Genomic DNA, 13353 nt, shown 5'->3' with positions numbered 1-13353 from the left:
GAACCGCCGTATACCGAACGGTACGTACGGTGGTGTGAGAGGGATGAATAATCTCTACTCGATTGCATTTCCATCGCCCGTAAGGGCGGTTTGCCTGTTTTCCCTCGCGCCGCAGGCACGGTTGTATGGTTTTCCCACAGGCGAAGCCTGGTTATGAAGGTTTTATCAATGCTGGCGGCGTAGCCGCCCACCTTCACCCTTTGAACCTTTTGAACCTTCTGCACCTTCTGAACCCTCACACCGAAGGCCTGTCCCTACAGCAGCACCTTCCCTATCGTCTTCGCCACGCCGTCGTCTTCATTGGAGGGGCAGATGGCCCGGGCCGCCTCTTTAGCCACTTCGTCGGCGTTGCTGACGGCATAGGAGAGGCCTGCCATTTGAAGAAGGGGCACGTCATTTTCCGTATTGCCAAAGGCCATGACCTCTTCCGGCGTGATTCCTTTTTTATCGCAGAGGAAGCGGACCGCGGCGGCTTTGTTGATGCCCCTTTTATGGACATCTACGAAATCATCTCCCGGGAAGACCACATCCACCTGGCCTTTGAATTTTTCTTCCACCACCTGCCGGATGGCCAGTCTTTTTTCCAAAGAGGGGTCTGCAAAGACGATACGCGTCACAAGTTTATCAGGGTGATAAAATTCCGCTCCTATGTACACCGGCTTCTTGGAGCGGTATTTCTGGTATTTTTCTTCCGTGCCGTTAGGCTTGTCCATGTAAATCACATCGTCCATGAAGGAGGTGGCATTCCATCCCCTTCTTTTGGATTCCAAAAGAATTTCCGAAGCCAAGTCCGGGGAAAGGCCATCCTGCCGCACGGGCTCTCCCGTTTCACTCATCATGATCCATGCTCCCGTGTAGCAGATGAGAGGCACATTTCCCAGATGGAGGGTTTCCGCCTTTTTCCGTGCGGAGTCCCACATACGGCCTGTGGCCACCACGATTTCATAGCCCTGGGATTGGGCCTTTTTGATGACATTTCTGGAGTAGCCGGAAATGGTCATATCATCATGAAGCAGCGTGCCATCCAGATCGATGGCAATCAAACGAACAGCCATAGAAAACTCCTTTCAAAAATCAGCGTTCCCGGCGAAGGCCGGAAAAAAGCACGGGACTTGGAATCTGGGAAAGAAAGACGCCTGAGGTCATGGCAATGACGCCGATGGTCTGCCGAAGGGTGAAGGATTCATCCAGAAAGAGAAGGCCCGACAGCCCGCCGAATACCATTTCCATACTGAGAATCATGGATGCCTCCGTAGGGGGCATGTATTTCTGCCCCACCGCCTGCAGGGTATAGGCCACGCTGGTGGAAAGGATGCCTGTATAAAGAATGGGCCACATGGCCCCCTGGAGGCCGGTGAGGGTGGGCGTTTCAAAGAGGAAAGCCAGAATAAGATTCAGCACTCCCGTCACCATGAACTGCCCCGCCGACAGGAGCACCGGCGAAAAACGCTGGGTGAGATAGTTCAGCATATGAATCTGCACCGTAAAAGCCAGCGCGCAGAGCAGCATGAGGCCATCCCCCAGACTGATGGAAAAATCGTCGGTAATGGAAATAAAATAGACCCCTGCCATGGCAAGAATGGCGCCTATCAGATGATTCCGAAGCAGCGGCTGCCCCAGAAAGAGGCCGGCTATAGGCACCATGAGAAGATAGTTGGCCGTGAGGAAGCTGGCCTTGGAGGCCGTGGTGTACTGCAGCCCCACCTGCTGGAGGGTAGCTCCCAGAAAAAGGGGAACCCCCACCATGAGGAAAGCCGCCCACAGGGGAATGGACGTGGGTACAGGACTTTTCCCTTCCCTGTGGAAATAAAGGAAAGGCAGAAGCGCCAGAGAACCGATAACAAAGCGGACGCCGTTAAATGTAAAAGGCCCCACCGTATCCATGCCCACCACCTGGGCCACAAAAGCAAAGCCCCAGATGAGCGCCGCCGACAGCAAAAGCAGACGATATTTCATATACATACTCCTTACGGTATAATAGAGAAAGCTTTCCTTATTATATCAGATTCACAGCCCATGAAAGGAGAACAGAATGAAAGAAATCGTTATCGCCCAGCCCCTGGGCGTGTCCAAAGAAACACTGGACACCCTCTTTACACCCCTCACAGATAAAGGATTCCACCTCACCCTCTGGGACAGCCTTCCTGCAGGCCAGGAAGATTTGGGAAATCGGATTTCCAAAGCAGACCTGGCAGTCATTGCCAACTATCCCTTGAAAAAAGAGGCCCTGGATAAAGCATGCTCCCTCAAATACCTCTGCGTCGCCTTCACCGGTGTGGACCATGTGGACATTGAAACCTGCCGAGAGAAACATATCGCCGTCTCCAACTGCGCCGGCTACTCCACGGAGTCCGTGGCGGAACTGGCCATGGGCATGATTCTTTCCCTCTACCGCAAACAGGCAGAAGGAGCCGATGCCGCCCATCATGGAAAAACAGGCGCCGGTCTTCGGGGCATTGAAATCAAAGACCGCACAGTAGGCATCATCGGCACCGGCGCCATCGGATACCGCACCGCCCAGCTGGCCAAAGCCTTCGGCGCCAGAGTCATAGGCTATAACCGCTCCCATAACCATGATGACATCCCCTACACCGACCTTGACACCCTTCTCAAAACCAGCGACATCGTCTCCGTCCACCTCCCCCTCACCGCCGAAACCAGACACTTCATTAACGGGGAAAAACTTTCACTCATGAAAAAAGAGGCCATCCTCATCAACACCGCCAGAGGCGGCGTCATCGATAACAAAGCCCTGGCACAGGCTTTGAAAGAAGGGAAAATCGCCGGCGCCGGCATCGACGTATTCGACATGGAACCGCCCCTCCCGGATGACTATCCCCTCCTTACCGCTCCCCACACAGTCCTCACCCCTCACGTAGGCTTTGATACGGAAGAAGCCATGAAGAGGAGAGCTGTCATCGTAGCAGACAACGTTGTCAGCTTTGTAGATGGGAAACAGAAAAATATAATCTGCTGAATGGCAAAAAAGACCGCGGACGCGGTCTTTTTTGCAGGTTGACGGCCCTTACGGGCCGAGGTTTGATGGGCCTATCGGCCCAAGGGTTCTTAGGTTTGACACAGCCTGCGGCTGTGAGGGTGTGGTATCGCCTGCGGCGATAATTATAAAAGCAGCGTTACGTGCTCCCCCTTCCCGCCTTCATCGTCATTTTGAACCGCAGGCGAAGAATCTCGGTAAAAATCGTAAGTGACAGAAATGTTGGTAAATACCAGTCGGCGGGAAGGCGGACCTATTCTCAGGGCTCCGCCCAGCTCCTTTCTGGGGAAGGAGCCTGACGTCACGTGCTTTCCCAGCTCACTAGCTCACTAGTCCACTAGTCCACCAGCCCACCAGCCCACCAGCCCACCAGCCCACTATCCCCCAGCACACGCAAAAAAACTCCCTGCCCCTCCCGAAGAGGGATACCGAAAGCCCTTCGGGAGGGGAGGAAGTTTATCTATGATGTTCAGCCGGCTGAGGAGAAGCATCCCCTTCTTCCGGCCATCCTGCATTCCATGGATACGCGCAGGCAGGGCGTGCGGCCGTTCTCAGGTTCTCCGCTTCTCTGCATACACAGTCCGGAAGAGGGGCAATATGTCTCTTTCCAATCAATCCTCTGGCTGCAGCTTGTCGCAGAGGGCCAGCAGGGATTCCAGCTTTTCCACAATGCGGTGTTGCTCAGCCTGAGGAGGAAGAGGGATAAGAACAGTATTAACCTTAGAAACTGCCAGACCTGGTTGAGCTGTAGCTGTAGCATATTGATTTAAATTTAATGCTTTTAGGAAATAGCAGGCCCATGATATATTCGTATCCGCGAAAGTATGGGTAACAACTGCATGTTCCGTAGCATAAAATTTTCCATTAGCCCGATTGATATTGCCACATAATGCTCCTTGCCTTCCAATCAGCGGAAAATCGCCTTCATTATTATAGTTTCCTACATATCCCCTAATGCCGTTTCCCCCATAGCATAAATAAAGATGTTTTTCATCTCTATTTTTCGAAATCTCGGATGCGGTAATATTCTTGCCTGCTTGTAATGCAAAAATCTGCCCAATCCTCACCCATTCCCAGCTGTCCGGAATGTCAAAGGGCTTTTCTTCTTCACTCACCGCCGGAAGGGGCTTTGTTTTTTTCAGTTTACCTTCCTTTAAGAGCTTTGCCTTTTCTTTCCGGATTTCCTGTAGAAGCTCCGCTGCCGTTCCTTCTTCTTTTCTCTGGGGCACCAGCTTTCCTTCCATGGCCTGCCGGAGAAGGCTCTTTTTCAGGTCCCCCGGGAATTTCCGGTTCAGTTCATCCAGCTCCTCCGCCGCCTGGCCATAGGCGTCCACCAAAGGTTTCAGGGTTTCCAGCTTGTCCACAATGCGGTGCTGTTCAGCCAAAGGAGGAATCGGAAGTAAGATTTCACCTAATTTGCTATTGGAAATATGGACGATAATATCCCCCGTAGCTTTGCTTCTTTTACATCCAATACCGTAAGAAGAATTCATTACAGCCGTAAGATAAAGAGGATTCATTCGATGATTAGTCCACTTAGTCATATCCCCACCCATTGCAATTTCTTCATTGCCTTCATAGGTAACAGCCAACGCAATGTCCCATTTATTTTCTCCAGTTAATGACATAAGAATATCGTTATGGTGAACTTTATGACATTTATTGAAAACCTCAACGGTTGTAAATGACATCACTTTGGAAAATCTGGTCTTATAAGTCGTATATAATTCACCATACCGTATACATGGTTTACCAAGCTTGACAACATCACTTCGCTTTATGCCAGACCCCCGAATAAGTTCTCCCACTTCCCCCAGTCTCACCCATTCCCAGCTGTCCGGAATGTCAAAGGGCTTTTCTTCTTCCCTCACCACCGGAAGAGGCTTTGCTTTTTTCAGCTTCCCTTCTTTCACCAGCTTTGCTCTTTCTTTCCGGATTTCCTTGAGGAGCTCCGCCGCCGTTCCTTCTTCTTTTCTCTGGGGCACCAGTTTCCCTTCCATGGCTTTCTGGAGAATGCTTCCCCATAGTTCTTTTCCGGTCATCAGGGTTCCCCCATTTCTTTTTCTATGTCCGCCAGGATGGTGTCGATTTTCTCGTTCAGGTCTTTTCTTTTCTGCTGGTAGGCGGCCATGAGTTCATGGGGCGGGAGGATTTCTTCTTCCTCATGGGGAAAGCCGCAGAGGTCCAGGTTATACCCATTCCCTTCGATTTCTTCGGCGCTGAAGCATTTCGCTTTGGGCCAGCCCTCTTCTGTGATTTCTTCCCTGTGGTTCCACCAGGAGATGACAGGGGCGAAGTGGGAGAGCTGCATGGGCTTTGTTTTGGAGAAGTGCTTGTATCCTTCCGGCATATCGAGACGGTAAATCCATGTTTCCTTCGTGGGGCCGGTGTGGTCGAAGAAAAGGATGTTGGTGGTAATGCTTGTATAGGGCGCAAAGACGCTCGCCGGCAGACGGATGATGGTGTGCAGGTTGAATTCTTTCATCAGTTTTTTCTTGATGTTGGCCTTCGTATTATCAGTGCCGAAGAGGAAGCCGTCGGGCTGGATGACGGCGGCCCGTCCCCCTTCTTTCAAACGGTACATCATGACGGACATGAAAAGGTCCGCGGTCTCGCTGTCCGCCAGGTCCGCCGGAAAGTGTTTCTGCACGTCCGCTTTTTCATTGCCGCCGTAGGGCGGATTCATAAGGATTACGTCGAATCTATCCCTGTCCGTGTAGTCCAGCACGTCCTTCATGAGGCTGTTGCCGTAGACGATATGGGGTTCGTCAATGTCGTGAAGCAGCATATTGGTAATGCAGAGCTGGTAGGGGAAGGGTTTCTTTTCCACGCCGTAAATGGAGTCATTGTACGTCTTCTGGTCTTCCGGCGTCTGAATCTGGGGCGCCAGTCCTTTGAGCCAGCTGGTCAGGAATCCGCCGGTGCCGCAGGCAAAATCTGCCATCCGTTCTCCCAGCTTTGGGTGAATCATTTCCGCCATGAAGTCGGTCACTGCCCTTGGGGTATAGAATTCCCCGGCAGAACCGGCGGACTGGAGGTCCTTCAGAATGGTTTCGTATATGTCTCCCAAGGCATGGATATTGTCATAGCTGGAGAGGTCGATGGCATCGATGGTATTCACCACCTGCCTGAGAAGTACGCCGTCTTTCATGTACTGGTTGGCGTCTTCAAAGACCGTTTTCACAATGGTTTTCTTCTGGGGCATATCTGGTGTCACCGGCAGGTCCTTCAGCACCCGGAACATACCATTCACAAAGTCCAGCAGGTCTTCGCCGGTCCGGGCTGTTCCCTTTCCGTCGTCTACGGCCCAGTTTTCCCAGCAGTAGGGCGCGGGAATGACGGATTCATAGCCTTCGTCCATTTCCCAGTCCGCTTCCTTGGCTGCATAGACTTTCAGGAAAAGAATCCATGCTATCTGTTCAATGCGCTGGGCATCGCCATTGATACCGCTGTCCATGCGCATAATATCTCTCAGCCTTTTCACCAGGCCGTTCAGGTTTGCTGCCATTTATCCAACATCCTTTTCATAGAGTTCTTTTTTCAGTTCGCGAATGGCTTCAAAGAAGCCGTTCCTGCCGCCAAAGAGGCGGGCTATGCCGGCAGGGGTGCCGTATTTCCGGAATTCCTTCATTTTCAGGATTTCCGGCTTTTCGATTTCCTTGATGCCCAGGTTCATGTATTTATCCAGCAGGATATCCAGCACTTCCCTGGCAGCGCCGCCGTAACGGTGGAAAATGTCTTTCTTCTTCACCTGTTCCGCCCGCTCTCTTCTTGTCAGCGGCTTCTGTCCATAGGCAATGTGGCAGATGAAATCAAAGTCGTCCACATCTTCCATGTGCTGGCTCTTTTTCAGCTTGTCCAGGTCGATGCCCTGCTTGGCCAGGATATCGGCAATCACCTTTTTCTTGTCTTCCCGGTTCCATGTGCTGATGAAGGCGGACAGGCTGCCGAAGGTGCCCTGCACATTTTCTTTCGTATAGTCGATGATATCTTCCTGTTTCAGCAGTTTTCCGTCGCTGTCGTAGATGGAAATGGTGCGGTTCAGCACATACACCCGGCAGCCGTCAGGGCGGATGACAGGAATACTTTTCGGCTTATCGTCATCATCGTCATCATTCCCCTCACCGCCATAGGGAGTTTTCCTTTCCCCTATGCCCGGTTTCTTTTTTCTGCCGAAATCGGGATTCGGCTCCACCGGACCGTCCCAGTCCGGGTCTGCAAAGAGGCGCGTCACGTCCCTGAAATCCATGATGACAAAGCTGTACTTTCCATCCTCCGTGCGGAGCCTGGTGCCCCGCCCCACAATCTGCTTGAAAAGGGTCATGGAGGCAATATTTCTGTCCAATGCGATGAGTTTCACCATCTTGCAGTCCACGCCGGTGGAGAGAAGCTCCGAGGTGGTGGCAATGACGGGATACCGGGAGCTCACGGAAATGAAGTACTGCAGCTTTTTCTTGCCGTAGTCGTCACTGCCGGTTATCCGCACCACATAGTCCGGATTTTCCCTCATACGGGAAGGATTGGCCTTGGCCAGGGCCGCCCGCATCCGTTCCGCCGCCGCTTCGGTTTCACAGAAAACAATGGTCTTCTGGTAGGGCCCGGTGGCTTCCAGGTAGTCCGTAATCTGCCTTGCCACTTCTCTGGTCCTGTCTTCAATGACTATATTTTTATCGTAGTCCAGATTGTTGTAAATGCGGTCTTCCACCGGATTTCCAAAGGCATCCAGCTGCCCTTTCCTGGGCCGCCAGCCATCGCCTATATTGGTATGTACATTAATGACCCGGAAGGGCGCCAAAAAACCGTCTTCTATGCCCTGCTTCAGGCTGTAGGTATACACCGGTTCCCCGAAGTAGTCGGTGCTGGAGACATAGGCCGTTTCCTTTGGCGTAGCGGTCATGCCTATCTGCACCGCCTTGTCGAAATAGGCCAGCACCCGCCGCCACCGGCTTTCTTCCTTGGCAGAGCCCCGATGACATTCATCCACAATGACTAAATCAAAGAAATCGGGGTCGAAGAGCTCACGAAAATGCTCTTTCTCATCATTTCCTACCATCTGCTGGTACAGGGCGAAATAGATTTCATAAGAAGTCAAAGTCGTCCGGTCATCCTTGGCAAAGTTCACCTTGTGAATCACCTTTTCCAAAGGGGCAAAATCCTGCTGGATGGACTGGTCCACCAATATGTTCCGGTCCGCCAGATAGAGCACTTTCTTCACCAGACCGCTTTTTCTAAGTCTCCACACCGTTTGGAAGGCGGTGTAGGTCTTGCCGGTGCCCGTGGCCATGACAAGAAGGATTCTCTTCTGTCCTCTGGCAATGGCATCCATGGTACGGTCCACCGCCACCTGCTGATAATAGCGGGGTGCATAGGTATTGGCAGATACATAGTAGGGCTGTGTCAGCGCTTTCAGCTCATCCTCCGTCATGGACGATTCCTGCACATACCGCTCCATCAGTTCCTTCTCCGACGGAAAGGCATCCAAAGTGAGCGTCCTTTCTACGCCGGTAAGGAAATCGTACTCCTCAAATCCATCGCCATTGGAACTGTAAGCAAATTTCACATCCATCATAAGGCAGTATTCCTTGGCCTGCTGCAGGCCAAAGGAAAGGGAGTGCTGATTGTCCTTGGCTTCCACAATGGCCAGCGGATATACCCCGTCCTTGTAGAGCACATAATCCGCCCGCTTCGGCTTCTCCCGCACCGCCAGATTTCCCCTGATATTCACCCTGCCGTCGGTAATGGCCTTTTCCATACGGATATGCTGCTTATCCCAGCCTGCTTCGATGGCCGGCGTGATAAACCGGTTCTTGATATCCTCTTCGCTAAGACTTTTCTTATCCATGGTGTCACCTGCGTGTCATTGGGAATGCTGAAAACGAGCTGTGGTCAAATAGATATTCTTAATCTATATAGTACCATATCAGAAGAAAAAGGGCAGTAATTTCCGAATTCGATTCAGAAATCACTGCCCTTTTCCCACGCAAAAAACAGAAAAGCCTATCAGGGGAGTCTCCAAGTAAATTCAACCAGTAGATACGGCGTCCGCGCCTTGGCCCTCCCACTTACGTGGGTGCTGCTCGATACTTGTCGCTAAAGAGAGGAAAGTCATGGGGCCTCTTCCTTATTGCTTTTCTGTCTTCTTTTTTTGGTACTGCATTTCCTTCTGTCTATCATCGGCCGATTGTAGAAGGAGGGAGGATTGAAAAGATGGAATTCCTGATGTTTCTTCATTCCCCTGCCCTTCTCCTTACCGCGGATGTGGAGAAGGGCAGTTTGGAAATCGGATACATCATCTCATGAGGTCTTTTCATCCCTCTATTATTAATATCACAGAAGTTTCGATTTTTAGACCCCCTGGGAAAATATTTTTATAAATTTTCTTGGTGTTCCTCAAGGCTCCGCCCAGCTCCTTTCCGGGAAGGAGCCTGCGTTACGTGCTTTTCTTCCCGTCCACTGTCATTCTAAGCATAAGCAAAGAATCTTGGTACTTGTCGATTGTGTTACACTTGCTGGTAAATACCAGTCGGCGGTCAGGTCAGCAAAGAGTATCAATTCGCTGCTGGCCCTCGTACACCCCTTCGCCACTTCGTGGCCCTCTTCCCCTAAAGGGGACGCAAAGGATTAGTGCCACGGAAACCTCAATCCATTCGGAGATCTCGGGGTTCCGATGCGCTCCACTCGAAATGACAGGAGGGCAGGACTGTGCATATTTTCAAAATGAAATTCTTAAGGAAGGTTGTAAAAAAGGGGTGCTTATGCAATATAAATGTATGGAGAAGGAAATCCGGAAACTCCATGGAAGGATTCTATTCCCATCTGTCATGTATATCGCGAATATTCCGGCCGGAATGCAGCTTTGGCAGAAGGAAAACCACGAATCCCTGTATACAGGTTCCTGATTTTCCTCCCCGACTTCCCGGGGGCACAGGGAAGCCGGAACGGATTCTGCAGATTCGTAAAAAAGCTTCACAACCAATCAAAAACACGGATACCATCCTTTGCAACATGAGTCTGCCATACTGTGTGGCACGGATTTGTATCCGTGTTTTTGTGCTGCCTTTTTACAGAAAAAATCAGCCCCCAGGGAGCTGATTTTTTTCTTTATAATTTATAGTTTATCATTTTCGTGATTGACGCTAATTCCCGAAATCATAAAATCCTTCATATCCTCCGGCAGATCTGCGGTGAATGTTTTTCCGGAGAGTGCATTGAGCGGCGCAGGAAGGTTATCGGGAAAACGGATTTCTCCGGCGTGAAGGAGCTGCCTTTTGATGTGGCAGGCTGTAGATAATGCAATGCTCTCTTTTGTGCCGTATTTCCTATCTCCCAGGAGGGGATGGCCGGCGTTGGCGAAGTGGACGCGGATCTGGTGGGAGCGGCCGGTGATGAGGTGGACTTTGACTACACTTAAGAGCTCACTGCCCCATCTTTTCACTGCCATCTGTTCATATCTTGTTTCCACGGATCTGGCGCCTGTTTCTTCATGGTCCAGATAAAGGACCTTATTTTTGATTTCATCTTTTATCATCCAGCCCTTGAAGGTGCCCTGTTTTTCTGTTTTGCCGAAAACGACGGCAGTGTAGGTTTTCCGGACTTCCCTCTTGCGGATGAGTTCATTCAGCTGCTGCAGGGCGGCCATGTTTTTTCCTGCCAGCACAATGCCGCTGGTGTTTCTGTCCAACCTGTTGCAGATGGAGGGACGGAAGGCCGGGGTGATTTCATCTTTTAAATAGGAAAGAAGTCCATCATTCAGGGAGGGGCTGCCGCTGCCGTCTCCCTGGGAAAGGAGGCCGGCCGGCTTATTCAGCACCAGCACGTTTTCATCTTCGTAGAGGATGCAGGATGGGAAAAAAGTCATCCCCTTTTTCTCTGTTTTACTGGTTTCCCCCTGAAATTTTGAAATAGTTTCATCGGAGAACCAGATGTCTATCCTGTCGCCGGCAGCCAGTTTTTCTTTTCCTTCCATCTTTTTCCCGTTCAGGGTGATGTTCTTTTTCCTCATGCTTTTCCGGAGCAGGCCTCCCGCCGCTTCCGGAAGGAGGCGGGTCACATATTTCCAGGTGGTGGTACCTGCTTCGGTCTGTGATACGATCCAAGATTTCATAGTTTCGTCCTATCTGTTTTCATAAAGAAATCCCGCTTTGCGGAGGATTTCTTCCACCCTGTCCATGTCCTCTTTGCCCTTTGTTTCCACCAGATGGCTGTGAATACCTCCACTGATGGAGGAAAGGAGGGGTGCATTCTTTGTCTTCATCTTTTGGAGGTAAGCATTCATGTCTTCCAGGCTCCTGATTTCCAGGCTGGCGGTCAGGGTTCCGTAGACTTCGTGTTCCACGGACACGTCGTGTATCATGCCGCCGGCAGAAATAATCAAAGCCAGTTCTTCACCCGTGCGGGCCCGGTCATGGCAGCACACCAGGGTCTTTCTGTACCCCTCTCGATGGCCTGTGTCCAGGTAGTAGCCCCGGGGTGTGGACATGACCGGCAGTCCCCGGGCCTTCAGAAGGGCCATGTCACCTACAATGACCTGGCGGCTCACCTCCAGCCGGTCTGCCAGTTCGCTTCCCCGCACTTTGCCATCTCTGCCTTTCAGGATTTCCAGGATTTTCTCCCGCCGTTCTTCCCCGTCCATGTAAACCACCTCTTGTGAATATTGTATCACATGGGGCCCCTCTGCGACCCGGGTTCACAAAAAGGGAAAAAGGTTCTTAAGATTGACCGGCCTTTGGCCGGAGGGTTCTAAGGTTTGACAGCGGCAAAGCCGCTGAGGGTTGTGGTGGCGGCTGACGCCACAGTTTATAGCCGCCTAGGGAAGCGCTGATTAAATCAGCGTCTGCTTTCATTCTTGAAATTTTATGCAATGCAAGGAATGGGATGACGCGAATAGCAAGCTATTTAAGGAGTCCCATGACGAAGCAGTGCATAAAGATTCTTATGAAAGCAGACTCTGTGAATTAATCAGTGCTTCCCTAGCTCACCAGCCCACTAGCTTACTAGCTAACTAATTACTTATACAGCGCCTCATACACTGCCTTCAGTTTCCTGTCCCTTTCCTTTGTCGCTTCCGCCGCCCTATTGCCGTCGTACTTGTAGAAACCTTCTCCCGTTTTCACGCCAAGGTGCCCTTCCTTCACCTTTTCTGCCAGAAGGGATGGCACTTCATGGCTGTCTTCCAAATCCGGCATGAGGTATTCGCTGATGTGAGCAAATACGTCGAGGCCGCCGAAGTCCGCCGTTTCCAGGGGGCCCAGGCAGGCCCAGCGGAAGCCCAGGCCGTATTTCATGACCGAATCAATACCTTCTTTGCTGATGATTCCCTTTTCCACCATGGAAAGGGCCTCCCGGATCACCGCCAGCTGGATGCGGTTGGCCGCAAAGCCGGGGGCATCCTTTTCCACAATGGCCGGTTTCTTTCCGATGGCAAGGGCAAGGTGGTAAATGGTTTTTGCCACCTCATCCTTTGTGCGGTCATTCTTGATGATTTCAATGAGGGGAATCAGGGTGGGCGGATTGAACCAGTGCATGCCCAGGAACCGCTCCGGCTTTGTCACCGACTTTGCCAGTGCATTGATGGAAAGGCCGGAGGTATTGGTGGCGATGATGGTCCCTTCGTCTGCCATGGGAGAATAGGTTTTATGGAATTCCGACTTCACCGCCAGATTTTCCACAATGTTTTCCACAATGAGGTCCCGCCCTTTAAAAGCAGCGGGGTCCGTGGTGTAGGAAATATGGTCCACCATGTCCGGCGCAATCTTCGTCTTTGCCCGTTCCAAAGTGGCACCCCGGTGGTTCCAGAGAATCACATCATAGCCCTTCCGTGCAAAAATCTCCGCCATGGAATACCCCATGGTCCCTGCACCGGCAATGGTAATTTTTCTGATTTCCATTTCTCTCATCCTCCTTTTGACAGTGTGAGCCAATCGGCTCTCTGTATATATTGTATCACTTTGAAGTGAAAAGGTTCTTAAGATTGACCGGCCGTTGGCCGGAGGGTTCGGAGGTTTGACAGCCCTTTCAGGGCTGAGGGCTGCAGTGGCGGCTCCGCCGCAGTATAAAGGGGTCAACGCGCTGAGAGCGTAATGATAAAGTATGTAAATCATTTATCATTGGCACTTATATCAAAAACCAATACTGTTGTTTTTTACCTTTTCTATGGTATAATGGGCATAGAAAGAGACAGCTGGCATCCTTGGTCTGGAAAACGGCTCTCTCAGAATTTAATTAATTTGAAAGGAGCCTTCCAAGCCATTGGATGGCTTTTTTCAATTGCTACTTTTTAACAAGTGCAATAATGGCGACCACCAGAGCAGCAAAATTAATGATGACCATAAAGGCCTGATACAATTCTTGGCTCATAG

At 51.1% G+C, this 13353-nt stretch carries 10 protein-coding genes; 1 reads left to right on the top strand and 9 read right to left on the bottom strand.

Annotated features, from left to right (window positions below):
* Positions 1–254: 254 nt before the first annotated feature.
* Entirely contained in the window at positions 255–1055 is an 801-nt protein-coding gene (locus tag QZQ29_RS06440) for an HAD family hydrolase (RefSeq protein WP_296961348.1), read from the bottom strand.
* A gap of 19 nt (positions 1056–1074) precedes the next feature.
* Positions 1075–1956 (bottom strand): DMT family transporter, encoded by an 882-nt coding sequence (locus QZQ29_RS06435; RefSeq protein WP_296961345.1) that lies wholly within the window; start codon positions 1954–1956, stop codon positions 1075–1077.
* Between the two features lie 76 nt (positions 1957–2032).
* Here QZQ29_RS06435 and QZQ29_RS06430 point away from each other — a divergent pair, with 76 nt between their 5' ends.
* Positions 2033–2977 carry an NAD(P)-dependent oxidoreductase gene (locus QZQ29_RS06430; RefSeq protein WP_296961342.1) on the top strand — a complete coding sequence of 315 codons (945 nt, stop codon included), beginning with the start codon at positions 2033–2035 and terminating at the stop codon, positions 2975–2977.
* Between the two features lie 629 nt (positions 2978–3606).
* Here QZQ29_RS06430 and QZQ29_RS06425 read toward each other — a convergent pair.
* The 7 genes from QZQ29_RS06425 to QZQ29_RS09265 form a co-directional block, all read right to left on the bottom strand.
* Positions 3607–4908: a restriction endonuclease subunit S gene (locus tag QZQ29_RS06425; RefSeq protein WP_296961338.1), complete on the bottom strand. Its 1302-nt coding sequence runs from the start codon at positions 4906–4908 to the stop codon at positions 3607–3609.
* A 128-nt stretch (positions 4909–5036) separates the two neighbouring features.
* On the bottom strand, positions 5037–6503 hold the full coding sequence (locus QZQ29_RS06420; RefSeq protein ID WP_296961336.1) for a class I SAM-dependent DNA methyltransferase: 1467 nt from the start codon (positions 6501–6503) through the stop codon (positions 5037–5039).
* Positions 6504–8837, bottom strand: a complete 2334-nt coding sequence (hsdR, locus tag QZQ29_RS06415) for an EcoAI/FtnUII family type I restriction enzme subunit R (RefSeq protein WP_296961333.1) — start codon at positions 8835–8837, stop codon at positions 6504–6506.
* Positions 8838–10103: 1266 nt separating this feature from the next.
* Positions 10104–11099 (bottom strand): RluA family pseudouridine synthase, encoded by a 996-nt coding sequence (locus QZQ29_RS06410; RefSeq protein ID WP_296961330.1) that lies wholly within the window; start codon positions 11097–11099, stop codon positions 10104–10106.
* A gap of 9 nt (positions 11100–11108) precedes the next feature.
* A complete protein-coding gene (locus QZQ29_RS06405; protein ID WP_296961326.1) occupies positions 11109–11627 on the bottom strand; it encodes a transcription repressor NadR in 519 nt (172 codons plus the stop codon).
* A gap of 373 nt (positions 11628–12000) precedes the next feature.
* Positions 12001–12882 carry a 3-hydroxyacyl-CoA dehydrogenase NAD-binding domain-containing protein gene (locus QZQ29_RS06400; protein WP_296961324.1) on the bottom strand — a complete coding sequence of 294 codons (882 nt, stop codon included), beginning with the start codon at positions 12880–12882 and terminating at the stop codon, positions 12001–12003.
* 382 nt (positions 12883–13264) lie between these two features.
* Positions 13265–13351 carry a putative holin-like toxin gene (locus QZQ29_RS09265; protein WP_365950724.1) on the bottom strand — a complete coding sequence of 29 codons (87 nt, stop codon included), beginning with the start codon at positions 13349–13351 and terminating at the stop codon, positions 13265–13267.
* Positions 13352–13353: the final 2 nt, after the last annotated feature.

This window comes from uncultured Dialister sp., assembly GCF_900538805.1.
GTDB lineage: Bacteria > Bacillota > Negativicutes > Veillonellales > Dialisteraceae > Dialister.
This window is presented reverse-complemented; position numbering and strand designations above follow the sequence as displayed.

Bases quoted from the DNA above. Each gene is read 5' to 3' on its own strand.
- hsdR (WP_296961333.1), bottom strand. From the start codon at position 8,837: ATGGATAAGAAAAGTCTTAGCGAAGAGGATATCAAGAACCGGTTTATC.
- QZQ29_RS06420 (WP_296961336.1), bottom strand. From the start codon at position 6,503: ATGGCAGCAAACCTGAACGGCCTGGTGAAAAGGCTGAGAGATATTATG.
- QZQ29_RS06410 (WP_296961330.1), bottom strand. From the start codon at position 11,099: ATGAAATCTTGGATCGTATCACAGACCGAAGCAGGTACCACCACCTGG.
- QZQ29_RS06400 (WP_296961324.1), bottom strand. From the start codon at position 12,882: ATGGAAATCAGAAAAATTACCATTGCCGGTGCAGGGACCATGGGGTAT.
- QZQ29_RS09265 (WP_365950724.1), bottom strand. From the start codon at position 13,351: ATGAGCCAAGAATTGTATCAGGCCTTTATGGTCATCATTAATTTTGCT.
- QZQ29_RS06435 (WP_296961345.1), bottom strand. From the start codon at position 1,956: ATGAAATATCGTCTGCTTTTGCTGTCGGCGGCGCTCATCTGGGGCTTT.
- QZQ29_RS06405 (WP_296961326.1), bottom strand. From the start codon at position 11,627: ATGGACGGGGAAGAACGGCGGGAGAAAATCCTGGAAATCCTGAAAGGC.
- QZQ29_RS06440 (WP_296961348.1), bottom strand. From the start codon at position 1,055: ATGGCTGTTCGTTTGATTGCCATCGATCTGGATGGCACGCTGCTTCAT.
- QZQ29_RS06430 (WP_296961342.1), top strand. From the start codon at position 2,033: ATGAAAGAAATCGTTATCGCCCAGCCCCTGGGCGTGTCCAAAGAAACA.